At 65.6% G+C, this 25,927-nt stretch carries 23 protein-coding genes; 6 read left to right on the top strand and 17 right to left on the bottom strand.

What is annotated here, in order from left to right; translation table 11 throughout:
• The first annotated feature begins 48 nt into the window (after positions 1–48).
• Positions 49–2,724, top strand: coding sequence for a PEP/pyruvate-binding domain-containing protein (locus NY78_RS15085; RefSeq protein WP_043637813.1), 2,676 nt, complete (start codon positions 49–51; stop codon positions 2,722–2,724).
• Here the strand turns inward: NY78_RS15085 and NY78_RS15080 are convergent.
• The 7 genes from NY78_RS15080 to tmcD form a co-directional block, all read right to left on the bottom strand.
• A complete protein-coding gene (locus NY78_RS15080; protein WP_043637674.1) occupies positions 2,636–3,829 on the bottom strand; it encodes an NAD(P)/FAD-dependent oxidoreductase in 1,194 nt (397 codons plus the stop codon). The genes NY78_RS15085 and NY78_RS15080 overlap by 89 nt on opposite strands.
• A 58-nt stretch (positions 3,830–3,887) precedes the next feature.
• On the bottom strand, positions 3,888–4,304 hold the full coding sequence (locus tag NY78_RS15075) for a response regulator (RefSeq protein WP_043637673.1): 417 nt from the start codon (positions 4,302–4,304) through the stop codon (positions 3,888–3,890).
• 107 nt (positions 4,305–4,411) lie between these two features.
• The gene (locus tag NY78_RS25785) at positions 4,412–5,359 is read right to left on the bottom strand and encodes a hypothetical protein (RefSeq protein WP_043637670.1); all 948 of its coding nucleotides are present in this window, start codon (positions 5,357–5,359) and stop codon (positions 4,412–4,414) included.
• A 382-nt stretch (positions 5,360–5,741) separates the two neighbouring features.
• Complete coding sequence (gene tmcA / locus NY78_RS15065) at positions 5,742–6,137, bottom strand: acidic tetraheme cytochrome c3 TmcA (protein WP_043637669.1); 396 nt, start codon at positions 6,135–6,137, stop codon at positions 5,742–5,744.
• 23 nt (positions 6,138–6,160) lie between these two features.
• Positions 6,161–7,480: an electron transfer complex ferredoxin TmcB gene (gene tmcB / locus NY78_RS15060; protein WP_043637667.1), complete on the bottom strand. Its 1,320-nt coding sequence runs from the start codon at positions 7,478–7,480 to the stop codon at positions 6,161–6,163.
• A 15-nt stretch (positions 7,481–7,495) separates the two neighbouring features.
• Positions 7,496–8,155 (bottom strand): TmcC family electron transfer complex membrane anchor subunit, encoded by a 660-nt coding sequence (gene tmcC / locus NY78_RS15055; protein WP_043637666.1) that lies wholly within the window; start codon positions 8,153–8,155, stop codon positions 7,496–7,498.
• A 10-nt stretch (positions 8,156–8,165) separates the two neighbouring features.
• On the bottom strand, positions 8,166–9,434 hold the full coding sequence (gene tmcD / locus NY78_RS15050) for an electron transfer complex subunit TmcD (RefSeq protein WP_043637664.1): 1,269 nt from the start codon (positions 9,432–9,434) through the stop codon (positions 8,166–8,168).
• A gap of 190 nt (positions 9,435–9,624) precedes the next feature.
• Here tmcD and NY78_RS25780 point away from each other — a divergent pair, with 190 nt between their 5' ends.
• A complete protein-coding gene (locus NY78_RS25780) occupies positions 9,625–11,865 on the top strand; it encodes a transglycosylase SLT domain-containing protein (RefSeq protein ID WP_043637661.1) in 2,241 nt (746 codons plus the stop codon).
• Positions 11,866–12,097: 232 nt separating this feature from the next.
• Here the strand turns inward: NY78_RS25780 and NY78_RS15040 are convergent, their stop codons facing one another.
• From NY78_RS15040 to NY78_RS15015, 6 genes are all read right to left on the bottom strand, one after another.
• A complete protein-coding gene (locus NY78_RS15040; protein ID WP_043637659.1) occupies positions 12,098–13,390 on the bottom strand; it encodes a histidine kinase in 1,293 nt (430 codons plus the stop codon).
• Between the two features lie 90 nt (positions 13,391–13,480).
• Positions 13,481–14,329 carry a HesA/MoeB/ThiF family protein gene (locus NY78_RS15035; protein ID WP_043637658.1) on the bottom strand — a complete coding sequence of 283 codons (849 nt, stop codon included), beginning with the start codon at positions 14,327–14,329 and terminating at the stop codon, positions 13,481–13,483.
• Positions 14,330–14,345: 16 nt separating this feature from the next.
• Complete coding sequence (locus NY78_RS15030; protein ID WP_043637655.1) at positions 14,346–14,576, bottom strand: MoaD/ThiS family protein; 231 nt, start codon at positions 14,574–14,576, stop codon at positions 14,346–14,348.
• Positions 14,573–14,872, bottom strand: a complete 300-nt coding sequence (locus NY78_RS15025; protein WP_043637653.1) for a hypothetical protein — start codon at positions 14,870–14,872, stop codon at positions 14,573–14,575. Before NY78_RS15025 ends, NY78_RS15030 begins: the two co-directional genes overlap by 4 nt.
• Positions 14,873–14,884: 12 nt before the next feature.
• The gene (locus tag NY78_RS15020) at positions 14,885–15,415 is read right to left on the bottom strand and encodes an acyl-CoA thioesterase (protein WP_043637652.1); all 531 of its coding nucleotides are present in this window, start codon (positions 15,413–15,415) and stop codon (positions 14,885–14,887) included.
• Positions 15,412–15,651, bottom strand: coding sequence for a hypothetical protein (locus tag NY78_RS15015; RefSeq protein ID WP_043637649.1), 240 nt, complete (start codon positions 15,649–15,651; stop codon positions 15,412–15,414). The genes NY78_RS15020 and NY78_RS15015 overlap by 4 nt, the downstream gene beginning before the upstream one ends.
• A 241-nt stretch (positions 15,652–15,892) precedes the next feature.
• Here NY78_RS15015 and NY78_RS15010 point away from each other — a divergent pair, with 241 nt between their 5' ends.
• Together NY78_RS15010 and NY78_RS15005 are read left to right on the top strand one after the other, a co-directional pair.
• Positions 15,893–17,008 carry a linear amide C-N hydrolase gene (locus tag NY78_RS15010; protein ID WP_043637647.1) on the top strand — a complete coding sequence of 372 codons (1,116 nt, stop codon included), beginning with the start codon at positions 15,893–15,895 and terminating at the stop codon, positions 17,006–17,008.
• Between the two features lie 175 nt (positions 17,009–17,183).
• Positions 17,184–18,383, top strand: a complete 1,200-nt coding sequence (locus NY78_RS15005; RefSeq protein WP_043637645.1) for an MFS transporter — start codon at positions 17,184–17,186, stop codon at positions 18,381–18,383.
• Positions 18,384–18,637: 254 nt separating this feature from the next.
• On the opposite strand, the gene NY78_RS15000 is transcribed toward NY78_RS15005, so the two are convergent.
• From NY78_RS15000 to NY78_RS25270, 3 genes are all read right to left on the bottom strand, one after another.
• Positions 18,638–19,915 (bottom strand): Nramp family divalent metal transporter, encoded by a 1,278-nt coding sequence (locus NY78_RS15000; protein ID WP_043637642.1) that lies wholly within the window; start codon positions 19,913–19,915, stop codon positions 18,638–18,640.
• A 15-nt stretch (positions 19,916–19,930) separates the two neighbouring features.
• Positions 19,931–21,205 carry a magnesium transporter gene (locus NY78_RS14995; RefSeq protein WP_043637639.1) on the bottom strand — a complete coding sequence of 425 codons (1,275 nt, stop codon included), beginning with the start codon at positions 21,203–21,205 and terminating at the stop codon, positions 19,931–19,933.
• Positions 21,206–21,352: 147 nt separating this feature from the next.
• Positions 21,353–21,520 carry a hypothetical protein gene (locus tag NY78_RS25270; protein WP_197084261.1) on the bottom strand — a complete coding sequence of 56 codons (168 nt, stop codon included), beginning with the start codon at positions 21,518–21,520 and terminating at the stop codon, positions 21,353–21,355.
• 309 nt (positions 21,521–21,829) lie between these two features.
• Here NY78_RS25270 and NY78_RS14990 point away from each other — a divergent pair, with 309 nt between their 5' ends.
• Positions 21,830–22,300, top strand: coding sequence for a chemotaxis protein CheW (locus NY78_RS14990; RefSeq protein WP_043637638.1), 471 nt, complete (start codon positions 21,830–21,832; stop codon positions 22,298–22,300).
• Positions 22,301–22,385: 85 nt separating this feature from the next.
• Here NY78_RS14990 and NY78_RS14985 read toward each other — a convergent pair whose 3' ends face one another.
• Positions 22,386–23,504 carry a DUF342 domain-containing protein gene (locus tag NY78_RS14985; RefSeq protein ID WP_082140060.1) on the bottom strand — a complete coding sequence of 373 codons (1,119 nt, stop codon included), beginning with the start codon at positions 23,502–23,504 and terminating at the stop codon, positions 22,386–22,388.
• Between the two features lie 235 nt (positions 23,505–23,739).
• Here NY78_RS14985 and NY78_RS14980 point away from each other — a divergent pair, with 235 nt between their 5' ends.
• Complete coding sequence (locus tag NY78_RS14980; protein WP_043637636.1) at positions 23,740–25,788, top strand: acyl-CoA dehydrogenase family protein; 2,049 nt, start codon at positions 23,740–23,742, stop codon at positions 25,786–25,788.
• Positions 25,789–25,927: the final 139 nt, after the last annotated feature.

The following is a 25,927-nucleotide window of genomic DNA, read 5'->3' as shown; positions in this document are numbered from 1 at the left end:
CAGGCCAAGAACCGAAACCCGGACCCGGTCCGGCCAGGCGGGGGCGACGTGTTCGGCAAACTCGCGCGTGCGGTGAAGAGCTTTTTTTCCGACAGCCAGTCGGATGTCCCCCAGGGACTGACCGAAGAGCAGATACAGACCGAATTCAAGAAACGCTACCACCATTTCAAGCTGCTCTTGACGGCCAACAAAAAGGCCCTGGAACTGATGACCGAGATGGAGGAGGCTTTAAACGGCCGCCGCACCTTCGGCATGGCCTTCATTCGAGCCCATTCCACGGCCGTATCGGTCAATGTCTACAAGATCGTCGAGCACCTAAACGCCATCGCCCCGGGCCGGTATGCGGAACTCTACAACCGCATCAAAGACATCCAGCGGCGCATCGGCGAATGCCTGGCCGCCTCCTGCACCCAGGACACCCCGGCCGATCTGGTCATCCCCATGGGCAAGGCCGGGCGCGATCTGGCCGATCTGGTGGGCGGCAAGATGGCCGGCCTCGGCGAGATCGTGCGCCGCACCGGACTGCCCGTGCCGCCGGGCTTCGCCATCACAGCCAGGGCCTATCACCGGCTCATCGGGGACAACGACCTCAAGGATGAGATTTACCGTCTGCTCCAGTCGGCCGGTCCCGACGATCAGCGCAACCTGATGATCTTAAGCTCGCAGATCCGCAACAAGATCACCGAGACCACGGTGCCGGAGGATGTGGCCAAGGCCATTCTGGCGGCCTACGACACCCTGTGCGCGCCCTTTGGCCGTCCGATGCCGGTGTCGCTGCGCAGCTCGGCCCTGGGCGAGGATGAGGCCGGGCAGACCTTTGCCGGCCAGTTTTCCTCCAAGCTCAACGTCGGTCCCGAGGACATCCTCCAGTGCTACAAGGAGATCGTGGCCAGCAAGTACAGCCCGCAAGCCATGACCTACCGCTTCAACCGGGGCATCCCGGATGAGGACGTGGCCATGTGCGTGGGCGTCATGGCCATGGTCGACGCGGTGGCCGGCGGGGTCATCTACTCCCGAAATCCCCTGGATATCCGCGACGACTCCATCCATATCCACAGCGCCTTCGGCCTGGCCAAGTCCGTGGTCGACGGCTCGGTTGGCACCGACGAGTTCGTGTTCGTCCGGGAAACGCCGCCGCGTTTGTCCGAGCGCCATATCCGGCGCAAGGACCAGGAGTTTATGTGTCTGCCCGGGGAGGGCGTGTGCCGCACCGAAACGACCGGCCAGCGGGCCATGGAACCGAGTATTTCCGACGAGACGGCCACGTCCCTGGCTGAGGCCACCGTGACGCTGGAGGCCATGTACGGCGCGCCGGTCGATGTGGAATGGGCCGTGGACGGGGCCGGGGCCATCTGGTTTTTGCAGTGCCGGGAGCTGGTGCAGTTGCCAAGCCAGTCCGGGGGCGGGGAGAGCCGGGTGTACGGCACGCCGCTGGCCTCGGGCGGGGTGACGGCCAGTCCGGGGGCGGGCTGCGGCCCGGTGTTTGTGGTGCGCCGGGAGGCCGACCTGCTGCGCTTTCCCCGGGGCGGCGTGCTGGTCGCGGTCGAGGCCCCGCCGCGCTATGCCTCGGTCATTGACATGGCCTCGGCCATTATTACGGAAAAAGGCGGCGCGGCCGGCCATCTGGCCAATGTGGCCCGGGAGTTTCGGGTGCCGTCCATCATGGGGCTGGCCGGGGCGACCAGTCTTTTGGCCCCGGAGACCGAGGTCACGGTGGATGCCGACGGCCGGGCGGTCTATCCGGGCCGGCTCCAGGAGCTGCTCGACGAGGCCGCTGCCCAGCGCCAGCCCGCGCCGGAGCGCATCACGCCCATGCATGCCATTTTGCGCCGGGTCATGGACCAGATCACGCCGCTGCATCTCATCGATCCCAATGTGCCGGCCTTTGCCCCGGAAAACTGCGCTTCGCTCCACGACGTCACCCGGTTTTGCCACGAAAAGTCCGTGTCCGAGATGTTCAATTTCGGCCAGGAGTTCCACTTCTCCAAGCGGGCGGCCAAGCAGCTCAAGTACAAGGGCACGGCCATGAAGTGGTGGTTTATCAACCTCGACGACGGCTTCACCCACGAAGTGCCGGGCAAATACGTCAAGCTGGAGGAAATCTGCTCGATTCCGGTCGGGGCCTTGTGGGACGGCATCATCGCCATCCCCTGGCAGGGGCCGCCGCCGGTGGACGGCCGGGGACTGATGTCGATCATTATCCAGGCCTCGACCAACCCGCAACTGGAGGCGGCCTCCCATTCGTCTTTTTCCGAGCGCAATTATTTCATGGTTTCGAGCAATTACATGTGCTTAAGTTCCCGCTTCGGGTTCCACTTCTGCACCGTGGAGGCCATGGTGGGCGACCGGCCGTCGGAAAACTACGTGAGTTTCCAGTTCAAGGGCGGGGCAGCGGAATATACCCGGCGTCGCCGCCGGGCCCAGTTCGTGGGCGAGATCCTGGAGATCCATGGCTTTGTGGTGGAGGTGACGGAAGACGCCTCCTTCGCCCGGGTCAGCGGCGGCCCCCAGGAGGAGATGCAGCAGGCCCTGACTGTTATCGGCTACATGCTCATGCACACCCGCCAGCTCGACATGATCATGCACAACGAGCCCATGGTGCAAAGCTACAAGCAGAAAATTCTGGACGATCTGGTCACCGTGGTGGGTGCGCCGACCCACGCGGTCCCCCCGTGTCCGGTCCAGGCGAGCGAGACGACGGCCGAAGCGGAAACGACCGCATAAACCGCCGGTCGATCCAATCCTTAAGCCCCATGGCCCAGGCTCCTTCGGCCACAAACGGCCCCTTGCGCAGGATGGCCCGGCCGTCGCCGCAGTTGAGGAGCGCCAGGAAGTTGCGGTCGGTGTCGCAAAAGGGCCGAAGCCGGTCTCCGGTGAGAAAGGCCAGCAGGTTGCGGGCCAACACCGGCCCCTGGCGCACGGCATAGACCCCGGCCCTGGGGAGCGGTGTGGGGCCGAAGTGGATGCAGTCGCCGCCGCCGAAGATTTCCGGATGAAACGGGCTTTGCAGACAGGCCGAAACGGTCAGGCCGCCGCCCGGGCCAACCGACAGGCCGCAGTTGGTGAAAAGGCCGGGCGGCTGGGTTCCGGTGGCCACGAAGACGATGTCGCAGGGGCGTGCCGTGGCGTCGGAAAACTGCGCCGTCTGGCCGCACAGACCGACTACCCGGGCCGGGATGACGGTCGCCCCGCGCCGGGCCAGCGACTCCCCGGCCAGCTCGACGGCCCGTTCGGGCCAGCCCGGGAGCAGGCCCCGGGGCGCGGCAACGGCCACCGTCGTTCTGTCCAGTCCCGCAGCGGCCGCAAGGCCCAGCACCCCCGCCGCCACCTCGAAACCAGCCGCCCCGCCGCCAACCACCAGTACCCGCGCCGTTTCGCCAGCCGCCGTCCGGGCCAGGAGCTCCTGGCGGGCCAGGAGTAGATTTTCAATGGGTTTGACCGGATAGACGGTCGCGCCGGGTAGGCCGGGCGTGCTGGCGACCGGAAAATCCGGCACGACCCGGCTGCCGATGCCGAAGCTGACCGCGTCATAGGAAAAATGCCGCCCATCCCGGAGAAAAAGGCGACGGGCGGCCGGGTCGATGGCCGACACCGTGCCGCGCACAAAGGTCCCCCCGGGCCGGGCTAGTCTGGCGGCGATGGGGAAGCGTACCTCGGGCAGGGTATACCGGCCGGTCAAAAGACCCGGCCCCATGCCGGAATAGGCCAGATACGGCCCCGGGGCGATGCACAGGATATCGATGCCGGCCGCCCGGAAATCGGCCAGCCGGGCCAGGACAGGCAGATGGACATGGCCGCCGCCAGCCAGGATAAGGCGTTTTTTGAACATGGCCTACTCTACGCCAAGGCTGCGGCGACGGGAAGGCGGGGCGGGAAAAAAGCGGGGATCAGGGCTCGTCGGCTTCGGGCGGCAGGCAGTGGAGGCGGCGCAGTTCGGCCATGATGGATTTTTCATCCACCGGTTTTTGCAGAAACGAGGTGGCCCCGCCCAGATACATGGCGTTGTGGGTGTCCTCGCCGTCTTCGAGCACCGAGGTGATGACCACCTTGCAGCAGGTCTCGTGGGTGAGGCCGAAGTCTTTTTCGATCTCGCGCATTTCTTTCAGTGCCCGGGGACCGTCGATGACCGGCATGAGCAGGTCCATGAAGACCAGGGCATAGGGCTTGCCCTCTTCCAGGGCTTTCTGGAAGACCATGATGGCGTCCTCGCCGTTCACGGCCGCGTCGCACTGGGCGTAGGGGTGCAAAATGTATTCGAGAAAGCTTCTGCTGTAAAAGTCGTCATCGACAATGAGCGCCCTCATGATTCCTCCGGCGGGGTGGGTGAGCGGGAAACGTCGAGGGTTGATGTATATGCAGCCATTGGTGTTTCTAGCGGCCGGCCGCCCTGGCTGTCAAGGCAGGCTAACGCCTAGTCGTTTTTAAGAATCGTGGAATAGTTTCCGGCGCAGTGGCAATCCGTGTCGTAGCGGCGCACGTAATCGAGCCGGCTGCGCAGGCAGCTGACCACGCCGTCCCGGAACACCACCCAGATGCGGCCATAGCTGGCGCAAAGATAGCTTTCCGGACCAAGGACGGCTTGTTTGACGGCGGCCGGGTCGCCAAGCAATTCCTTGACCTGTTTGATCGACATGCCCGGAACCAGACGCCGTTCGGCAAAAGCGGCGTCCTGCCCCATTTCGTTCTCTATTTCCTTGGCCCGAAATTCACGGTCCGCCCCAAAAGGCACGGCCGCCATGCGGGCCTCGCCGGCCTGCCGGTCGCGCACGGCGGTCTCGGCCAGGGCGGCGGCGCGCAGTTCGGGATTGCCGGCAAAGGAAGCCAGGCGTTGTTCCAGCGTGCCGGGTTCGGTCTCGGCCCGAAGCGTCAGGCGCACGGCCAGCCCGTCCGGTACCGGGCGGACCTCCTCGTCGGTCACGGACACGGCCAGCAGGCTGTCGACAAAGGCCCGCAGATCCGGCCCGGACAGCCCGGCCCGGGCCACGGCCGGGTCGCCGGCCAGTTGGCTGGCAGCGGTGTCGAGCAGTTTGCCCCGGGCCTGATAGCGGCACAGCCGCTTGGCCTGTCCCTGATCGATGTGGGGACCGTAGAAACAGGTGGACGCGGCCGACAGGGCGTGAGCGCCGGAAACCTGACGCCGCACCTCCGGGCTGTCCGGGCCGGCCGCAGGAGTCGTGGCCGCAGCGGGCGCGGCAGCGGGCCGGGCGGTCTCGCCCGGGGATGGGACTGGCGAAGGCGGCGGCCCATACGAGGATGCCGCCTGGGCGGCAGACCAGGGCCGTTGCTGGGCCAGGGCCGGGGCCAGGGAGCCGGCGACCACGAACAGGCCGGCAAGGAGCGCGAGAAGCGATTTGGGCATGGGGCCTTCCTGGGTTTGCCGCAGGGACAAGCAAGAATGATTCCAATGTGGTGTTTCTGAAAAGAGGCCCCGGTGACCGGGGGTGGGAGTTGGAAAGGGGAAAGAGTGTCTCGGGCGGCCGGAGGCGGGAGTTGGAAAGGGGAAAAAAGCCTCCGGCGGCCGGGGGGGATAATCCCCCCCGGACCCCCTTGATGGGGGAAGTTTTTGAAGGGGTTTTGGGCACGAACCGAAGCGCGAGTGGGCTGCGCGCAATACCCGTCAGGCGCCGCAGGCCCTTGATGGGCGCACGTCGCCAGGGGGTGCCTGACCATTGGCGCAAAAAAGGCGCGACCGGTTTCCCGGCCGCGCCTTGGGCGTGTGCGTCAAGCCCCGGACAGGCGGGCTACTTCTTGGCCGGTTTGTGGCAGTCGCCGCAGGTGACCGGACCTTTTTTCTGGGTCATGTGGCAGCCCATGCACTGGCGGTGGAAGGCCCGCATGAGCGGCGTCTTGCCGGGCGCGGCCACGGCGGTGTGGCAATCCGAGCAGGGGATGCCGGCGGTGTCGGCGGTGTTGTCCCGCTTGCCGTCTTTTTCGCCGTGGTGGCAGGCCGTGCAGTCGGTCAGCCCGGCTTTTTCGTTATGGGCGTCGTGGGCAAAGGCCACCGGCAGCCGGGTGGTTTTTTGAAACCCTTCGGTCGGCACGGTGGTCATGTCCTGCTGGCTCATGGCCGGAGCCGCCAGGAGGACGGCGGCGACAAGGACCAGCAGCGCCAAGGATATAAGGGGCGATCGTTTCATGTCGGTTTCTCCTGCGCGCCGGGTTACTCGGCCTCGGGCTTCTCCATGAGTTCATAGATGAGGTCGCCCAGGAACTTGGTGTGCATTTCCAGGCCGAACTTGCTGATGATGTCGTCCAGGCCGCCGTGGCAGTTATGGCAGGGGGCGATGCACCAGTGGACGCCGGTGGCTTTCAGCTGCTCGGCTTTGACGGAGTTGCCGACGATGCGGACGTTTTTAAAGGGAGGTCCGCAGTTGATGACGCCGCCGCCGGCGCAGCAACACAGGTTGTGCTCGCGGTTGGGGGTCATTTCCACCACGTTGTCGCACAGGAAGTGGACGACCTCGCGCAGCTTGTCCATCAGCCCCCGGCCCCGGATGATGTTGCAGGGGTCGTGGATGGTGACGGGCTCGGCAAACTTGTGGGTCAGTTTGATGCGGCCTTCCTGGATGAGTTGCCAGAAGAAGTCCACGGAGTGGACCACCGGCACGGGATGCCATTTCCAGCCGAGCCAGCGGTTGCCGACGTCGTAGACGGCCCGGAAGGCGTGGCCGCACTCGCCCATGACGATGCGTTTGACGCGCAGGCGCTGGGCCGCTTCGTAGTGGGCGCGTTCGATGCGGGCCATGATTTCCGAGTCGCCGGTGAACATGGCCATGTTGGAGTTGTCCCAGCCCGGGGTGGCGGGCATGGTCCAGGAAACCCCGGCGGCGTGGAAGATGGCCGCGGCCTGATAAATGAGCTGGGTGCGGAACTTGGGTTCCGGGGCGATGACGGAATACATGAAGTCCGCACCCTCGACGTCGAGGGGAATGCGCAGCCCCGGGAATTCCTCGCGGGCTTCCTCTTCCTGCCACTGCAGGGTGTCGGGCCATTCGTCGTCTTTGACCCACATCTGGTTCATGGTGGCCGAGTGGCTGTGGGCGGTGTCCTGGATGTACTGGGGGGTGACGCCAAGCTTGTGGCACAGGCGTCTGACGACGCTTATGATGTAGCCGGTGTCGATGCCCAGCGGACAGTAGTGGATGCAGCGGCGGCAGAGGTTGCACTCGGTGTAGGCGACCTGGGCGCACTCGTAGATGAGCGCGGGATCGACTTTCCCGTCGTTGTCAAACAGCCGCCAGATGGTCTGGCTGACCTTGGCCACCGGGGAATAGCTCGGGTCCTTGTGCGACAGGTAGTAATGGCAGGCCTTGGCGCACATGCCGCAGCGCACGCAGGTTTCCATGTAGGTCTTCATCCGCGCGCCGCATTCGCCGGCCACGAGTTCTTTGAAGACCTTCTGTATTTTCTCCGGGGTCAGGCGGTCGACGCCGCGTCTGAGCCCCACGTCCTCGATAAGACGATCGGCAATGGTTTTCATGACATCCTCCGGCGGTTACCAGTCCTTGGCGTGTCTGACGGACCCGAATTCCGAGGCGATGTAGCCACGGCTGAAAAATCCGAACAGCATGTGGGAAAGCCTCGTAAACGGAATGGCGACGAGCATGGCCTCGCCGCACAGGATGTGCAGCGTGGTCACGAAGAGATTGTCGCCGATGCGGTGATAGGCCAGGACGCCGGTCAAAAAGGTCGCGCCGACCAGGGCCAAAACCAGCCAGTCATGCGTGCGGGTGACGAAGCGGACTTCCGGGACGGACAGACGCCGCCACAGGAAATAGAGGCAGGCGAGCACGACGACGATAGACAGGGTGTCGGCCACAGTGCCGGGCAGCGCCGGCCAGGACCAGCCGCGGAAGGCGTCAAACAGGGCAATGTGTCCCATGAGGAACAGGGGGGCGACAATGAGGCAGATGTGGAAGGCAAAGGTGACAATGGTGATGCCGGGGTTTTCCCGCCAGCCCAGCGCCCCGAACGGGGTGATCCAGTGGGCCAGGGATTTAAGCGCATGGGGCCAGCTGATGTAGGCCACAAACGTGGCGTCTTTTTTAAAGGCCAGGGCGCGCATGGCCATGAGCCGGTAGGCCGAGCCGAGGATGAACAGGGCAAACGCCAGCCAGGCCAGGGGGCCGACGGCGAGATCAAACAGGGCGTGCATGGAGAACCTCCTAGCCGGTGAAGGCGGCGACCGGGGCCACGATGCGGTGACACTTGCCATCGGCCACGGCCCGGATGAGCACGTAAGCTCCGTCCGGGGAAAAGGCCGGGGCAAAACACTTGTCAAAGCTCTTGGGATAGGCCTTGCCGTCCACCACTACGGTGAACCGACCGGCTTTCTCCACGGCCACGGCCAGATGGGCGGCGTCAGGGCTCCACACCGGGGGGTAGGCCATGTCGTAGCGGCCGTCCCAGACCTTGCCGTCGCACAGGATGGCGAAATCCGTATTGTGGTTGCTGGCCAGGGCGGCGAAGCGGTTGCCGACCGGGCTCGGGGTCAGGTCGGTCACCACCGGGAAGACGATGTCCCAGGGGGTGTTGTCCACCACCACGGTGAAGTCGCCAAACCGCACGGCGGCAATGGCCGCGAGCTTGGAACCGTCGGGCGAGAAGGCCTGATGCCACAGCTGGCCGTAGCGGATGTCCCAGGCCATGGCGTCGTCGATGGCCATGCCCCAGGCCCCGGCCTTGCGCACCGGCGCGGCGACCGCGCCCGTGGCCGGGTTGAAGGCCGGTCCCCAGGCGCAGGCGTACGAGCCGGCCCAGGCCTTGCCGTTGACGGCAATGGAATAGTCGTAGAGAGAGCGGCGGATGGTCGTGGCCACATTTTTTCCGGCCGGATCAAAGGTCGGCGCCCAGCAGTTGACGAAAATCGAGTCCCAGGCGACTCCATTGACGGCCACGCTGAAAATGCCTTCCTGGAAGGCCGCGATGTCGGCCTGGGCCGGGGCCTTGACCTGGACCACGGCGGCGGCGGCGCTGCCGTCGCGCGAGAGCGTCACCTGGTTGGCGTTGTCATAGAGCGTGTCCCAGGGCGTGCCGTTGACGGACAAACCGTACTTGCCGTCCTGCTGGATCGGCGCGGCAATGATGTCGCCGTTGGCCGAAAAAAGCGTGCCCCAGATGTAGGCGTACTGCTCGTCCCAGGGTTCGCCGTCGACCACCATGGTCCACTCGCCGTCGGTCTGGGCCAGGACCGTCAGGCGGCCATCGGGCGAAAACCGGGGATACCAAACCTTGTCAAAGGTCGCTTCCCAGACTTCGCCGTTGACCGCCACGGAAAACGCGGGATCCGGCAGGGCTGCGACCATGGCCACGTGTTCGCCGTCGGGCGAGACGTGGGGTTCCTCCAACCATTCGTATTCACGGGAGCATTGCCGCATATCGTCGAGAACGACGCGGGCGCCCGGCGTGAAATCCCAGGACTGCGCGAAGGACATATCGACCTCCTTGACGGGTGGAAGGCACGCAGGGCAGGCGTCCGGGATCGCACGCCCTGGCTAGGGAAACGGACAGTTTGTGAACTCCCGCACGTTAGTCACGATTTGCCGATGAAGTCAAGGGGGGGTATTTTTTAAATACATCCAGTAAAACTGCGGGATATGACGCTCTAAGGTAGGAAATTCCACCATGCAGAGACCGGGATTACTCTCCTTCTCCGATCAATTTGGTGCGGTCTTGGCCGCCAACCTGTTTCTGGTGTTTCTGGTGGCCAGCGCTTTTCAGGCGGCCTGGGCTGCCGCCCCCGAACCCTGGCAGCCGCCGGCCCGGCCCGAGGCCGCGCCCCTGCCGCGTTCGGCCCGGCTCGGGGTCAGCGAGGACAGCCTGCCGGCGGCGCGGGCCGTCAAAACCCCGGCCGGGGCCAGCGAGGCCATGCGCGAACTGGTCCTTGGCGTGTCCGAGGTCCTGGCCGGCAACCATCGCCAGGGCGCGGCCCGGCTGGCGGCGGTCCTGCCCAAGGCCGGGGACCAGGCCGACGTGGCCGCCTATTACCAGGGCCTTGGCCTCTATCTGGCCGACGACGCCCCGGCCGCCCTGGCCGCCCTGGACGGGTTGAGCGCCCACGCGGCCAATTCCTTTTTGGGCCGCGACGCCCTGTATCTGGCCATGGAAAGTGCGGCCCGGGCCGGCCGCCACGACCGGACCCTGGCCCTGGCCGAGGCCTGGCTGGCCGACGCCGAGCCGTCGCTGGCCCCGGAAGTCTGGCTGCGGGCGGCCGCGGCTGCGGCCAATCTGGGGGAGCGGCAAAAATCCCAGGATTTTTTGCGCCATCTGGTCCTGACCTTTCCGGTTTCCAAATCCGCCGCAGCCGGCACGGCCCTGGCCCGGCGGCTGTTGGCCGAACCGGGCGGGGCCGGCGGCTTTGATCCCGACGCCCCGGACACGGTGTTGCTTCTGGCCGAGGCGCTGGTGGAGAAGGGCGGGGCCGAGGCCGCCCTGACGCTGCTTGACGGCCGTACCGGCTGGAGTCCGGCCCAGGCCGCCCGGGCCGACTATGTCCGGGGCAAGGCGCTCTATCGTCTGCGCCGGCCCAAGGCTGCGTTTGACGCCTTTGCCAAGGCCATTCCCGTTGACCCCGCCGCCTCCCTGGCCGGCTGGGCCCGCTACCATCAGGCCCGCTGCCTGTGGCGCTCCCTTGAACCGGAGGATGGCGGGCGCATGGAGGCGCTGTTGCGCGAGGTGTTGGCCGGGCCTGGGCGCGACGATCCCCTGCGTGAGGCGGCGGCCCGGCATCTGGCCTTGCTGTTGGCTGAACGGGGTCGTTTTGCCGAGGCCCTGGAAGCGGCCGGGCAGCTCAAAGGCCTGGCCGTCGGCCCTGATCTGGCCGCCCAGGGAGCCTCGCTCACCGCCCTTTTGCGCTATGTCGTCGGGGATTTTGCCGGGGCCGAAGCGGATCTGGCCGCCTTTGCCGGGCGGTTTCCCGAGGACGACTGGGCGGACGGGGCGCGCTACTGGCGCGGGCGCGCCCTGGTCGGGCTGGGGCGTTCCCAGGAGGCGGCCACCGCCTGGATGGAGGTGGCTGCGGCCCGTCCGAACACCTATTACGGCGGACGGGCGGCGGCAGCCCTGTCCGGGGCCGGGGATGTGGGAGAGCGGGTGGTGGCCTCGTCGCCGACCACCCCGCCCCGCTGTCCGGACGCGGCCGCGCCGCCGTCGCCGGCCGTTGCCGCCGCCTTGGGCAAGGCTTACGCCCTGTCCGACGCCGGGTTGCCGGCCCTGGCCGAGATGGCGCTGGAATTTGCCGCCAAGGCCGCCCCGGACCGGGCCGATCTGGCCATGGCCCATATCCGCGCGGCCATGGAGTCCGGGCGGCGCACGGCGGCCATGCGCACGGCCTGGCGCACCTTCGGGGCCTGCCTGCTGCGCGGCACGCCGGCCGAGTTGGGGCCGCTGCGCGACGCCCTCTATCCCCGGGCCTACAGCGGCGATGTGACGGCCGCCCTGGCCGGATCGGGCATTGACCCGGACATCATCTATTCGCTGATCCGCCAGGAGAGTTTTTTCGATCCCAAGGCCGTGTCCGGGGCCGGCGCGGTGGGGCTTATGCAGCTTATGCCGGAGACGGCCAAGGCCATGGGCAAGAAGATCGGCATCCGGCCCAACCGGGCGGATCTGTTCAATCCGGTGATCAATATCCGGCTCGGGGTGGCTTTTTTCCGGGAGCGGCTGGGCCAGGAGGGGACGCTCCCGGCCACGCTTGCCTCCTACAATGCCGGGCAAAACCGGGTGGCGGTGTGGAACGCCGGCTTCGGGCGGCTTGGCGAGGAGCTTTTTACGGAATTTATTCCCTACACCGAAACCCGGGACTACGTGCGCCGCATCACCACCAACGCCATGCTCTACAAGCGGCTCTATCCCGGTGGAAAATAAGCCGGGACGCCTGTCGCGCGTCCCGGCCGACTCGTTTCACGCCTCAAGAAGCGGGTTTCTGCGGTGTGCCTCCCGGTCGCTGCCGCTGGCTGATACTCCGGTCGGTTGTGGACCGGAAGCAGCCCGGGCAGAGGGATCACTGCGGCTTGGGCGGCCCAGCTGCGCCCGCCGGAAACCCGCCTGATGCGGCCTGTCGGCGGAGCAGACGGGGGCCGACGATTCGAAGCCCGGGCTAGGACGTCTGCCGGTAGACCTCGCGCTCGTCGTGTTCCGCCGGTTCGAGATCGAGCACTTCCTCGCCGCCGACATAGGGCATGAAGATGGGGTTTTCCACGGCCTTGAGCAGGTTGCTGATGGCCCCTTTGAGGCGGTTGATATTCTCGACGATGAGATTGACGTACTGCATCTTTTTTTCGACCTCCATGCGCTCAATGGTCAGGCCGATCAGATGGCGCATGGCCGCCGGGGCCAGATTGGGCCAGGGACCGGGGACGAGCTGGATGGCCTCGGCGATCAGCCCGGTGCCGATCTCGTCTTCGTGGTCGAGAAAGTCCTCGTAGTCTTCAAGGATCAGTTCCGCGCCGTTCTTCATGATGGCCAGCACGTTGTTGCCGACGTGGGCCATGCCGCCGGCCGCCTTGGCCAGGGTGTCGCGGCCCAGTTCCAGGCGGCGTCCCACGGTCAGCGACACCACCCGGGCGCAGTCAGCCAGGAAGTCGGTCTCATAGCGGTCGAAAAACCGGGTCTTGCGGGAATAGAGCATCATGAGGCCAAAGGCCTTGCCGGCCGGCTCGCGCAGGAAAAAGGACAGCCGGCAGCGGTAGCCTTCGAGATAGGGCACGCAGTCGATGGACTCGCCGCCGCGCTCCGGGCCAAGCAGGTTGTTGGACACCACAAAAAGGGTCTTGGGATTGTTGACCGAGCGCATGACCGGATGGTGGGGCAGCGTCTCTTCCATGAACTTGACGAAAATCGGGGTGGCCCGGCCGGTGTGGGTGTTGGCCGCGATATTGACCCAGTTGCCGTCCTCGTCGCGCAGGCGGCACACGTACAGGTCCCCTTTGAGTTCCTTGAGCATGACTTCGGCGCTTTGCTCAAGAATTTCACCGGCAGTCTGGAAATCCTGGCCGGCGTTTATCAGCTCGTAGAGGATCTCAAGCATGAGCTTGGCTTTTTCGTGGGCTTTTTTGAGCAGCCCATAGCGGTGCTCAAGCTGGGAAAAGCCCGGGTTGGCCCGGCGCAGGCCCTCGATCTTCGAGGCCTTGAGCACGTCGAGTTCGCGGCGAAAGGCGGTCAGCGAGGTGAGAAGCGACTCCCAGTCCGCAACCGGCCGGTCCGGGTCGCCCAAGGACGGCATGATGGGCAAAACGTCCAGGGAGGTCTTGATGGAGTGCATGAGGTCGGTGATGGCCACCCGCACGGCTTCCGGGGCGGAACCGATAATATTGAGCAGTCGCTCGCGGGGATCGCAGCCCATGAGCTGGAGGGGCGTGGCCAGATAGCAGGAATCCGCTTTGAGGGTCATGACGCTTCCTTGAGGATTTGGCGCGCGGGGCACGCCTTGTGCCCGTATATCGCGTCCAGGGCCTCCTTGTCACCCTGCCTGCATTCGGCGTCAGAAGGCGACAGTCTCAAAGCGCATGGTTTCGAGATCGATAATAAGGGCCTTGCCGACCAACGCGGCGGGGCGGCCGGCCAGCAGGCGGATGGCCTCGGCGGCCTCAAGCGCGGCCACGGCCATGACCGCCGGCGACGGACAGCCCAGCACGTCCTCGGCTGCCTTCCCGCTGCCCCCGCCAAACAAATCAGCCGGGGAAGGACCGCCCGGCAACACCGTGGCCACAATGGCGGTGTAGCCGGCCACGGCCCCGGTGACGAGGGGGATGCCAAGCCCGGCGGCAGCGGCGGTCAGGGCCGGACGGTCGACCAGACCGCCCAGGGCGTCCACGGCCACCTGCGCCCCGGCAAGGAGCGCCTCCATGCCGGCCCGGTCGAGAAACTGGTTGTGCGCGACACATTCCACGGACGGGTTGACGGCAGCGGCCCGCTCGGCGGCAAGCTCGGCCTTGGGCCGGCCAAGGGCGTCCAGGCGCGAGAGCAGCTGGCGGTTGAGGTTGGTTTCCTCGAACACGTCGCCGTCAGCGGCGTGAATGCATCCCACCCCGGCCCGCACGAGATTTTCCAGCACCCCGCCGCCCAGACCGCCAAGGCCGACCAGGGCCGCCTTGGAGGCCAGCAGCCGGGCCTGCTCGGCCATGGAAAAGGCCGTCAGGTTGCGGGCGTAGCGCAGGGGGCAGATGCCGCCGGAAAGGGCCGCGATCTCCACCCGGCGCGGGGCCAGGGCAAAGTCCCGGGCCAGCCCGGCCACGGCCGGGGCGTCGAGGAACCAGCCGGGGCGGCCGTCAGGATAGGGCCGCTGGCAACTGGCCTTGCGCAAAGCGGCAAGGAGCGCGGTGTCGGGCATGGCGTCCGGCCTTGGCTCAGCCCCCGGTGATGGGCGGCACGAAAGACACGACGTCGCCCGGGGAAAGCGGGGTTTCCAGGGTGGCGGGATTGCCGTTTACCAGGACGGCGCCCAGGGCCTCGCCTTCGATGCCCAGACGGTCGGCCAGTTCTCCGGCGGTTTCACCGGGGCCGACCGAGGCCACGCCCCCGGGAGGGGCATAGGGGGCCAGGGTCGCCAGGGCACGGATAGTGACGGTATCGCTCACGCTTCGCCCTCCGGGGCTTCGGTCCAGCGGGACAGGGCGGCAACGATCTTTTGCGCCTGGTCGCGGCTGGAGATGGCAAATTTGGACTGCACGCGGTAGGTATCGCCGGATTTCTTGTACCGGCGGATGGCGTAGCGGTCGGGACTGTAGGCATCCTTTTTGGGGTCCCACTGGACAAAGCGGAAAATGATGGTGGTCCAGGCCCCGCGGGTGAGGATGACCTTGTCGAGCTCTTTGGTCAGCTCGACGCCGTCTTCCTCGTAATTCACAGTCAAATCATCAATAGTTTCGGCCACGTCGCACCTCGGTTAAGGGTTTTCAGACTGATGTTGCAGTTGGGAATCACGTTCGCGGCGACGTTCCTGGAGCCGGGCTTCGCGCCGCGCTGCGGCCTCGCGGTTGCGGCGGCGGTCGGACTCCGTCTCAAGGATCAGCGGCGGAACGGCCTGGGGCCGGCGTTCGGCGTCCAGAGCCACGTAGGTCAGGTAGGCCGAACCGGCGTGGCGGGTCTCGCCGGTGATGGGATTTTCACACTCCACCCGCACGCCCACTTCCATGGAGGTCGCGCCCACGAGGTTGACGGCGGCCATGAAGGTGACAACCTCGCCGATATAGGCGGGTTTCAAGAAATCCATGCGGTCGATGGAGGCGGTGACCACGGCCGAGCGGGCATGGCGTATGGCGCAGATGCCGCCGGCGGTGTCGATATATTTGAGGATGACGCCGCCGTGGACGTTGCCGGCGGGGTTGGCGTCAGACGGCAACATGCGCTGGGGCATGACCACCAGGCTGGCGGAAACGGGCTTTGGGTCCAAGGAGCGTTTTTCCGGCGGGCTCATTTGGCGGTGTACCCCTTTTCCTTCATGCATTCGTCAATGATTTCCTGCTGTCGATCCTCGGCTTCGCCGGCGGATTTGATAAGCGCCGTGGAAACAAGCGCCCGGGATTGGCATTGGCTGTAGTCGATATCGACCGTTTCCTGCGGCACATTGTCGGCCGTGGGTCCGGTGCTGGCGCAGCCCAAGGCCAGGGCGCTCAGGGCCAGCGAGGCAGCGACGGCGAAGTGTCGTAGCATGGGAAAAGCCTCCTTGGGGGCCAAATGGCGTACGGGCCGGGATGGCCGCACAAAATCCTTAGCGTCCTGGGGGGGGTGGGGTCAATGCGGGGGGGGGCCTGACAGGTAAAATGCTGTCTCCATCTGTCCCTGGACCTGCCTGTCCCTTTTCCGTACAGCATAAAGCAGTATGATCACGTTTCCCGACTTCCGTTTCCCGCCCCACAACCCCCCGACCCGCCACGCGGCAAAGGATTCCGCCATGCCCCTCTTGCGTCACGTCGCTTTCGCCCTCCTGCTCGGGGCCTTGCTTGTCCCGGCCCAGGCGTCGCGCGCCTGTACCAGTTTTCGCCTCAAAACCACGGACGGCGACGTTTTTTACGCCCGGACCATGGAATACGCCCAGGACCTCGGCTCCAAGGTGGCCATAATCCCCAAGGGAACGAGCTTTGTCGGCACCCTGCCCGACGGCACCTCCAAGGGCCTGCCCTTCACCGCCAAATACGGCTTCGTCGGCATGAACGCCCTTGGCATCAACAACCTAAGCGACGGCATGAATGAAAAGGGCCTGGTGGTCGGCGGCCTGCTCTTCCCGGGCTATGCCGGCTACGAGCCGTATTCGCCCGACACCGCCGGCAACACCATTGCCCAGTTTGAAATGGTCAACTGGCTGCTCTCCCAGTGCGCCACCGTCGCGGACGTGCGCCGCGACATCGGCAAGGTGCGCGTGTGCCAGGGACCGACCACCTTAAACGGCGTGACCGCCGGCTCCCTGCCCCTGCACTTCACCGTCCACGACGCCACCGGGGACAGCATCGTTTTGGAGTACATGGACGGCAAGGTGCGCATCCATGACAATCCGATTGGCGTACTCACCAACTCCCCGGATTTCACCTGGATGCTCACGTTTTTAAGCAACACCGTCAATCTCTCGGCCGTAAATGTCCCGGCCCTGGATCTGGCCGGCTACGTCGTGCGCCAGACCGGCCAGGGGTCGGGGATGCTCGGGTTGCCCGGCGACTTCACCCCGCCCAGCCGCTTCGTGCGCATGGTGGCGCTGACCCAGTCCGCCCTGCCCGTCACCGGGCCTGACGCCGGGCTGGCCCTGGCCATGACGATTATCGGCAACGTGGACATCCCCAAGGGCGCTGTGCGCGAAAAGGACGCCGCCGAGACGATGTTCGACGTCACCCAGTGGGTCGCCGTGGCCGACGTGGCCCGGAGCCGCTACTACTACCACACCGACACGGACAGAAACTGGCACTATGTCGACGTCAAGCAGGCCCTGGCCGCCGCCGGCAGCGCCATACAGACCGTGCCCATCAACGTCGCGCCGGCCTACCCCGACGCCACGGCCACGGCCACGCCGTACAAGTAGCCAGAACCGGGGTCGGGATCAGGGACAGTCTGGCCCGGTCTCGACCCCGGAAAAACAAAAAAGTTTCCAAAAGAAATAGTTGTCACAACACCGACCTTGACGTTCGGCCCCGACCCCGCGTATCCGGCGTGCTTTCCCAAGCACCGTCCAACCCGGCCCGATTCGGCGGCAGGTCATGACCACACCCCCAAACACCCGCTTTTTTTCCTTCGAATTCGTCAGTCTGTGTCTGCTGATATTTTTATCATATTGCAATATTTCAGTCTTTTACAGCCTGTACGTCTATTTTGAGACCCTTGGCATCCCCCAGTCCTGGCGCGGCCTTTTGATCGGCGCGTCCTCCCTGGCCACCATGGCCACCTACCTGACCGTCAGCCCCTTTCTGACCACGCGAAACGCGGCCAAGGCGGCGGCCCTGGGCATTGTGGTGCTGCTTGGTTGCGGGGGGGCGTATCTGACGGCCGCCTCGCCGGCGGCGCTCTTGGCCGTGCGGCTGGCCAACGGCCTGGGGGTGGCCCTGGTCTCGGCCGGGGCCATGACGCTCCTTGTGGCCATCATTCCCCCGACCCGCAGCGGGCAGGCCTTTGGCGTCTATTCCGTGGCCATGCTCTTGCCCTACTCGGCCATGCCGCCGCTTTTCGACTGGCTCTCGCCGGCCCATCTCGGCTATCCCGAGGGCTATGCCCTGGTGGCCCTGGCCCTGGCTCCGGCCCTGGTGGTCCTGGCGCTCATGAGCCGACGCAGCCGGGGCCGGGAGCATGCCCATGGGGCGCGGCCGAGTCTGGCCGCCATGGCCAAAAATGCCCGCAAGCGCCCGGTGGCCCAGCTGCTTGTGGTCAACGCCATGTATTACCTGAGTTTTGCTTCGCTTTTTTTTCTGGCCAAGAGCCTGTTCCAGGCCCGGGGGCTGGCCGGGGTGGGCCTCTTTTTTTCCATCCAGACCGGCTGCATGATCGCGCTGCGCGTCTTTGCCAACCGCATCTTCGACGTGGTGCCGAAAATCCAGCTCATCCGCTTTTGCTATGTTGTTACCGGCGCGACCTTTCTGCTGCTCTACGCCAGCCACACCCAGGGGCTGGCCTATCTGGCGGCGGTGCTCCTCGGCTGCGGCATGGGGGTCGGGTCGCCGTCGCTCAACGCCTTCATGTACGACCTGTCCGAACCGGCGTTTAAGGGCTTAAACGCCAACCTCATGATGCTGTCGCTGCAAGGCGGCAGCTTCCTCGGCCCGATTCTCGGCGGCGCGGCCGTGGCTGCCTACGGCTACGACGGGTTCCTGCTGGTCGGGGCAGTGGCCAGCTTCGCCGGCACGGCCCTGAGCCTGGGCCTGGGGACGGGGAAAGAGGAAGAGGGCCTCCGGCGGCCGGGGGCCTGAGGCCCCCGGACCCCCCAAAGGGGTAAAGGGGGGCGGCGTTGCCGCGACGCTTGAAGAACTTCTCCCGGCCACCGGAACAAAACGGTGGTTCCCGTCAAGCCTCTGCCTGGGCTGCTTCCGGTCCACAACCGACCGGATGATCAGCCAGCCCCAAGAACCCCCTAAAAAACTTCTTCAGTTGCAGGGGTCCGGGGGGATCATCCCCCCGGCCGCCGGAGGCATCTTCTCTCTTCTCAACTCTTCTCTCACCCCAACTACCCAGCCACCAGCTTCACCAGGGCGCTGATGGCTCCGGGCCAGACCGTGTCGATGGTCATCACTGCGGTCAGAACGATCAGGCCGGCCACCGTCACCCAGGCCACGGCGTTAAAGATCGGCCCGTTGACGAATTTGCCCATGAGCCGCTTGTTGTTGATCAAGAGCAGCATGAGGATCAGGACAAAGGGCAGCATCACGCCGTTGACCACCTGGGACACGTACATGACGAACATGAGCGGCATGCCGGGGATGAGGATGGTGGCCGCGCCGATGACCACGCTGATGGTAAAGAGCCAGAAGAATTCCGGGGCGCGGCGGAAATCCTTGTCGATGCCCAGTTCCCAGCCCATGGCCTCGCAGATGTAATAGGCCGTGGACAGCGGCAGGATGCCGGCGGCAAAGAGCGAGGCGTTGATGAGTCCCACGCCAAAAAGCCAGGAGGCGTATTTCCCGACCAGCGGTTCAAGGGCCATGGCCGCGTCGGCCGCCGTCTCGATGGGCAGGCCCTGGCGGTGGATGGAGGCGGCGCAGGCCACCACGATAAAAAGGGCCACGATGACGGCCAGGACGCAGCCGATGATGACGTCGAGCCGGGTAAAGCCGTAGTTCTCGGCCGTGATGCCTTTCTCGACCACCGCCGCCTGCTGGTAGAACTGCATCCAGGGGGCAATGGTGGTGCCAATGAGCGCGATCATCATGGCCACATAGTCGCCGTCGGCCCGAAAGGTCGGGGTGACGGCGGCCCGGGCCACCTCGCCCCAGGGCACGTCGGCCGAGAGCGCGGCCAGGGGATAGACCAGATAGACCACGCAGACGATCAAAAAGACCCGCTCCACAATGCGATACGAGCCTTTGACGATGAGCAGCCAGACCAGGGCCGCGGCCAGGGGCACGGACAGGTACTTGGTGACGCCGAAAAGCTCGAGTCCGGCGGCGATGCCGGCGAATTCCGAAATGGTGTTGCCGAGGTTGGTCAGAAACAGCGCAATCATGATGTAAAACGTGGTGCGCAGCCCGAACGACTCGCGGATGAGGTCGGACAGGCCCTTGCCGGTCACCGCGCCCATGCGGGCGCACATCTCCTGGATGACCACCAGGGAGACCGTGGTGGGAATGAGCATCCACAGCAGGGAATAGCCGTAGCGCGCCCCGGCCAGGGAATAGGTGGTGATGCCGCCGGCGTCGTTGTCCACGTTGGCGGTGATGATGCCGGGACCGAGCAGGGCGAAAAAGAGCAGGATATTTTTGCGCGAGAACTTTTTGAAAAACGGCATGACAGACCTCAACGTCTAATGGGCGGCGAACCGCGTGCGGGTGACGGATTCGGGCAGAAAGCGTTCGATGACCGCATCCGCCTGCACGATGCCGACCATATGCCCGTCATCAAGCACCGGCACGGCCAACAAATTGTACTTGGAAATGATGTCCATGACCTTCCCCGGCGTGTCCTCGACGCCAACGGCTTTGAGGCCCACGGTCATGATCTCGGCCACCGGGGTCTTGGGCGGGGACAGGAGCAACCGCTTGAGCGTCACCACCCCAAGAGGCGTCTCGTCGGCCCGGATCACGTAGACGTAGTAGACGTTTTCGATCTCGGCCCCGACCAGGCGGATGTAGTTGAGCGCCTCTTCGGCGGTCATGGCCGGGGGCACGAAGGCGAACATGTTGTTCATGAGGCCGCCGGCCGTATCCTCCTCGTGCTCGAGCAGTTCCTGGACCATCTCCGCATCTTCGGTGTCCATGAGGCCAAGGAGTTCCCGGACCTTTTCCTCGGGCAGATCGGCCAGCAGATCGGCGGCTTCGTCCGGCTCCATCTCTTCGAGGATGTCGGAGGCCATCTCGCTGTCGAGCTGGCTGATCACCCGGCCGCCCACCTCGGGATCGAGTTCGCCGATGGCCTCGCCCACGGTTTCCGGGTCGAGCGCCCCGATGACCGTGCCGGCTTCCTTGTGGGGCAGCTGGGCCAGGATCTCGGCGATGTCGGCCGGGTGCATGTCGGTTAGGCGTTCCCGGGCCACGGTCAGCGTCAGCTTGTCGGCGTTGGGATCGAGCTGGGCCACGAAACGCCAGTCGATTTCCCGGGTGGGCAGGGTCACCCCCAGGCTCTTGGCCAGCCAGTTCCAGAAGCGCAGCTGGCCCAGACGCCGGGCCATGCCCCGGATGCCGACGTCCACGGCCTCGATAAAAAGGCTTTTTCCCCGGGAATGCAGCTTGAGGTCGTTGACCCGCACCACCTTGGCCCCGTCCACGTCCACGATCTGGCGGTCGAGGATGTCGCGGCGAAGCCTGATGTCGGTGATAGCGCCGGTTTCCTCGTCCTCGGTCCAGGACGTGTCGCTGTCGGCCTCGCCGGAAAGATCGGCCGAGACGATCACCGGGGTGAACAGATTGACGCAGCTCCAGGGCACAAAGCGCCGCCGGCCGCCGCTGCGGATGAAAAGCCCGGACACCACGGGCAGGGTCTTGCCGGGCACCAGCCCAAGATCGGTGAGCCGGCCGAGTTCGACCCCTGAAGGGTCGATGACCGGACGGCCGAGCACCGCGCTGACATAGAGTTCGTTCATGACCAAGCCTCCCCCCGGGCGACGGGCGCGGCCCAGGGCCGCCCCGCAAATCGCCAGGGTTTGCACCGGCGGACGACAGACAATCCACCGCTGCGACCAGACGCAAAGGGACAGAGAACGCTGTGCGGCCAAGGCCGCGTCACGGCCCTACGACGAGGGCAGGGGGCTGGCTGAGGGAGGTTCCTGGGCTGTGCCGGAGGTGGCGGCGCACAGCCGGCGCGAGACAGGGAAAAGTACGGCCGCCCCGGGCCGGATGCCGGCACGGGGGGAAAGCCCTGAGGCGAAATTTTCAGACCCGATGAAAAAGGTGTTCATCTGGCGCCTCCTTGTGCCGCCGCCTGCCGGCGGCGACCCTGGCGCACCCGGATGGGGCGGCAGCGGCGCGGTGGACGGCAGGAAGCGTTATCGCGTAACGGTCAGCGGATAAACGTGCGGGAAAAAGCAACTACTACTGTACGGCTCGTCCATTATTTCCTCAAAAGGTTCCATAGTTTGAGAGGGTGTGTATGCCTGGCCGGCCGTCTTGTCAACGCTTGCGGCATCGCCAATGGAACCGGGCTGTTGCCGGAACGGCCGGGCTGTCGTATGCAGAGAGAAGATTGCCCTTAAACGGAGGCGCCCTCCATGGCCGACGACGCCACGCACCAATACCTGACCTTTACCCTGTGCGGCGAACACTTCGCCCTGCCCTCGCTGCTCGTGTCCGAGGTCCTGGACATGCCCCCGATGACCGTGGTGCCCCTGGCCCCTGGCCATCTGCGCGGTGTGGTCAACCTGCGCGGCAACGCCGCCACCGTGGTGGATCTGGGCTGCAAGCTCGAGCTGGAGTTCGGTTCGAAGGCTCCCACCTGCCTGATCATCGTCGAACGCGACTACGACGGCGACACCCTGGCCGTGGCCGCCCTGGCCGACGCCGTCCATGAGGTGGTGGAAATCGCCGACGCCGACATCGCCCCGCCCCCGGACATGGGACTGGCCGTGCCCCCCCGGTTCGTGCGCGGCCTGGTCAGCCTGGAAGGCACGTTCACCATCATCCTCGACGCCGACCGCCTCTTCTCTCTGGAAGAGCTATCTGCCGACAGCGGGGAGTTGTAGCGGAGAGAGCAAGCGGGAAGGGAAAGAATGCCGACGGCGGCCGGGGACGGAGGCATTCCCCTTCAGGCCCTGGAGGCAAGGCGGGTTATTTGCGAAGGGCCGGGTGTTCCACGATGATTTCGCCGGCGTGGTAGCGCACGACGGCGTCGCGGGTGTCCTCGGGCACGGCCAGGGTGGCTTCGCCGATGGAAATTTCCACATTGGCCCCGATGCGGCCGGGCACGATGACCCGGCAGCTGCTGAAACGGCGCATGGCGGCGGGGTTGTCCCAGAGTTTCTTGAGCTGCCTTTTGAAGGTCTCCAGGCGTTGCCGGCTCTGCTCCAGGGCCGGGCCGAATTCCTTGGCTGCGTCTTCGCTGCGGCCCATTTCCAGGCGGTAGGTCTCGATATCGAGCAGGGTCTGGCGCATACCGGCCTTGAGATGCTGGTCCTTGTGAATGCGCTCCGGGTCGTAGCCGAGCAGCAGCCGGGTCTGGCTCTGGCCGCCGCCGCCGAGTTGCTCGCCCACGTAGACGGCTTCGCCGCAGTAGGCTTCGCCGCCGACAAGGCGTCCCTTGACGGCCAGTTTCTCGCCGGCAAACAGCCGGCAGTGCATGGAGGAGGCGTCGATCAGGATGTTGTCGCCGGCGTGGAGCACGGCGTTCTCGCAGAATTTGGCCCGCAGGCTCTTGCCGGCCCGAAGCGTGGTCCGGTTGCCGCCCTGGATGCCGCTGTGGCAGGTGATGTTGCCCATGGCCCGGATGCGGGCCGAAACCACCGAGCCTTTGACGGTGACGTTTCGGCCCATGACCATGAAGCCGGGCCGGATGTCGCCGCCGATGAGCACGTCGCCGACCGCCACGATATTGCCGGTATGGAAATCAATGTCGCAGCCGATGGCCAGGGTTTCGCGCACGGTGATGCGGCCGTCGATGAAGGCGACATGGCCGTTGACGCCGGCCAGAAGACGCAGGGGATTGTCGGGATCGACGCGGCAGCCCTCGCCGTGGGGAAAGGTGGTGTTTTCGGAAACAATGGCCCCGGCTGCGCTGGCGGCGTCATCGCCCGGGGGCAGGGGAGTCCATTCGGCCAGGGACTGGCCTGCGGCGACGTTTTGGACGTACCCCAGATCGAATTGGTCAACGCTTCCGTCGTCACGATTTTTCGGGCGCAACCGGCGCTGTTCGAAATCGGGATCGAAATGAAACGTAAGGACATACGGCATGGACGCCCGCCGGTTGTCGAATATTTCGGGGCATACGCCCCATTGTTCGATTCGTAACCAACAGTCGATGTTTACACAACCCCGGGCCGGGCGAAATCGGGCGGCGGCGAACCGGAACACAGGCGTGCGCCCGCGCCCGATTGACGCCTGGGGCCGAATATTTTAGCTTCCCGTACTTTATTATCAGAGCATCAAAGCGCTCCCGCGCGTTCAAACCACGAACCAGGCGAGACCTATGGAAACCCTACGCACTCTCCCGGGCGACGATGTCCGGCAAATTATGTGGCGCTACGCCGACCGCTTCGATCTCCAGATGGCCGTCCAGTCGGCCCGCGGCGTGGCCCGGGGCGTTGTCGCCCGCATGGTGGCCGACGGCGTGCGCCACTCCCATGAATGGACCGAGCAGAAGGACTCGCTGCTCAAAGCCTTTGACGAAGCCGGCATCACCGCCGTGTTTCTCGATCCCCACCAGGGCGGTTTCATCGAAGGCCCGAAAAATATGGCCCTGTCCCTGGTCGCCTTCGAGCTGTCCTGGGTCGATGCCGGCGCAGCCACCTGCTCCCTGGCCAACAATCTGGCCCTGTCGCCCATCCACGAGCGCGGCACCACCGAGCAGCGCGACCATTACATGACCCTGTGCGCCCCGTCCCCGGACCGCGCCCCCTGGCGCGGCGCGTTTGCCCTGACCGAGCCCATTCCCTACGTCGGCGTCGATACCGGCGTCCTGACCGGCAAGGTGCGGGTCGATTCCTGGGAAGAGGGGCAGGAGCCGATCCTGCACGTGGAAAAGCGCGGCCGTTTCATCACCGGCATGGATTTCGCCAACTACGCCACCGCTGCCGTGGACACCGCCGATCCGCGCATCAAGTCCTCCTGCATCATCATCCTGGAAGAAACCGATCCGGGGCTGTTCGACCGCGGCGCGCCGACGCTTAAAATGGTGCACCAGCTGTCCTCCACCCGCGACCCGGTCTTCAACCTCAAGGTGCCGGCCAGCCGCATCATCGGCGGCTACACCGTCAAAGACGGCTGCATCGTCCCCAATTATTCCCATTCCGAAGTCATTGCCGCCGTGTTCCACCGCACCCGCGTGCCGGTGGCGCTCATGACCACGGCCAAGCTCCTCTCGGCCATTGAGCCGGTCATCCGCTACCAGCGCAGCCGCTTCCGCGGCGGCGACGCCTGCGACGCCGGTTCGGCGAAATTCGAACTCGGCCTGCAGCAGAAGCAGGACGCCGTCATCCGTTTGGCCGACGTCTGGGCGGCCGGCGAGGCCGGGGCTTCGCTCGGGTTCGCCACGGCGCGGCTTTTCGACCAGCTCGATCCCACGGAAAAGGCCAAGGATGCGGCCCTGGCCGCCAAAGGCGTGTCTGGAGCCCGGGGCCAGATGACGGCGCTGAAAAAGGTCCAGCCCGAGGCCATCGAATACGTCAATCTGCTCTTTGTTCCCGAGGCCGAACGCGACGCCGCCCGCTTTGCCGCCCTGGACGCCGATCCGGTGGTCAAGTTCCAGGCGCTCGAAGCCGAAGCCGGCGTCTTGTGCCCGGCCTGCAAGCTCTGGAACACCGGGCACGGCGCAACCGTCATGCGCGAGGCCGTGGCCCTTATGGGCGGCTACGGCATCACCGAGGACTGCCCCGGGTTCCTCTTTCACAAGTGGAACGACACCCAGCTCGAAGCCACCTACGAAGGCCCGGAATGCGTCCAGCGCCGCCAGCTCGGCATCACCATGGCCAGCGACATCTTCCAGGCCTATGTCGATAACTACATCGTCGAAATGGACCGCGTGGCCGGGGCCCATCCCGAGACCGGCGCGGCCTCGGTTGCCGCCGGCCTGCGGCTGTGGAAGCAGACCTATGACTTCCTGTGCGCCAACAAGGACGCCGACGGCAAAAAGCTCTACCACAGCAACCGCCAAGCCGTGACCTTCCCCCTGGCCGACGCCCTGTGCCCGCTGATCGCCAGCCGCCTTTTCATCCTCGACGTGCTGGAACTGGCCGCCAAAGGGCCGGAAAATCCCATGGTGGCCGAGGGCCTGGAAGGCTACATGGCCTTTTTTAACGACATCGCCCGGATGCAGGCCGCCCGCGCCGCCGGCGAAGCCTCGCGCGTGTGCTCCGGCCTCGTGCATGGCTACGCCACGCCCGACGCCGATCTGGCCGCCTTTGGCCCGCTTCGCCAGGCGCTCGACAAGTCCCTGGCCGGCCTGGGCCTGGCCCGCGAACGGGCCGGCGCTGCGCTGACCCAGGTGATGATCCCCGAAGCGCTCGATTACCCGATGTAGGGGAGAGGGAAAATCGGGGCGCTGCCCCGAACCCCGCCGGGGGGAATTATTCCCCCCGGCCCCCCTTGCTTGGTATTTTATAAATGGTTCTGGTACTGACGTTACGAAGACCCCTTTAAAAGTTTTTGGGGAAGGTGGG

The sequence above is a fragment of the Desulfovibrio sp. TomC genome (assembly GCF_000801335.2).
Taxonomy (GTDB): Bacteria; Desulfobacterota; Desulfovibrionia; order Desulfovibrionales; family Desulfovibrionaceae; genus Solidesulfovibrio.
This window is presented reverse-complemented; position numbering and strand designations above follow the sequence as displayed.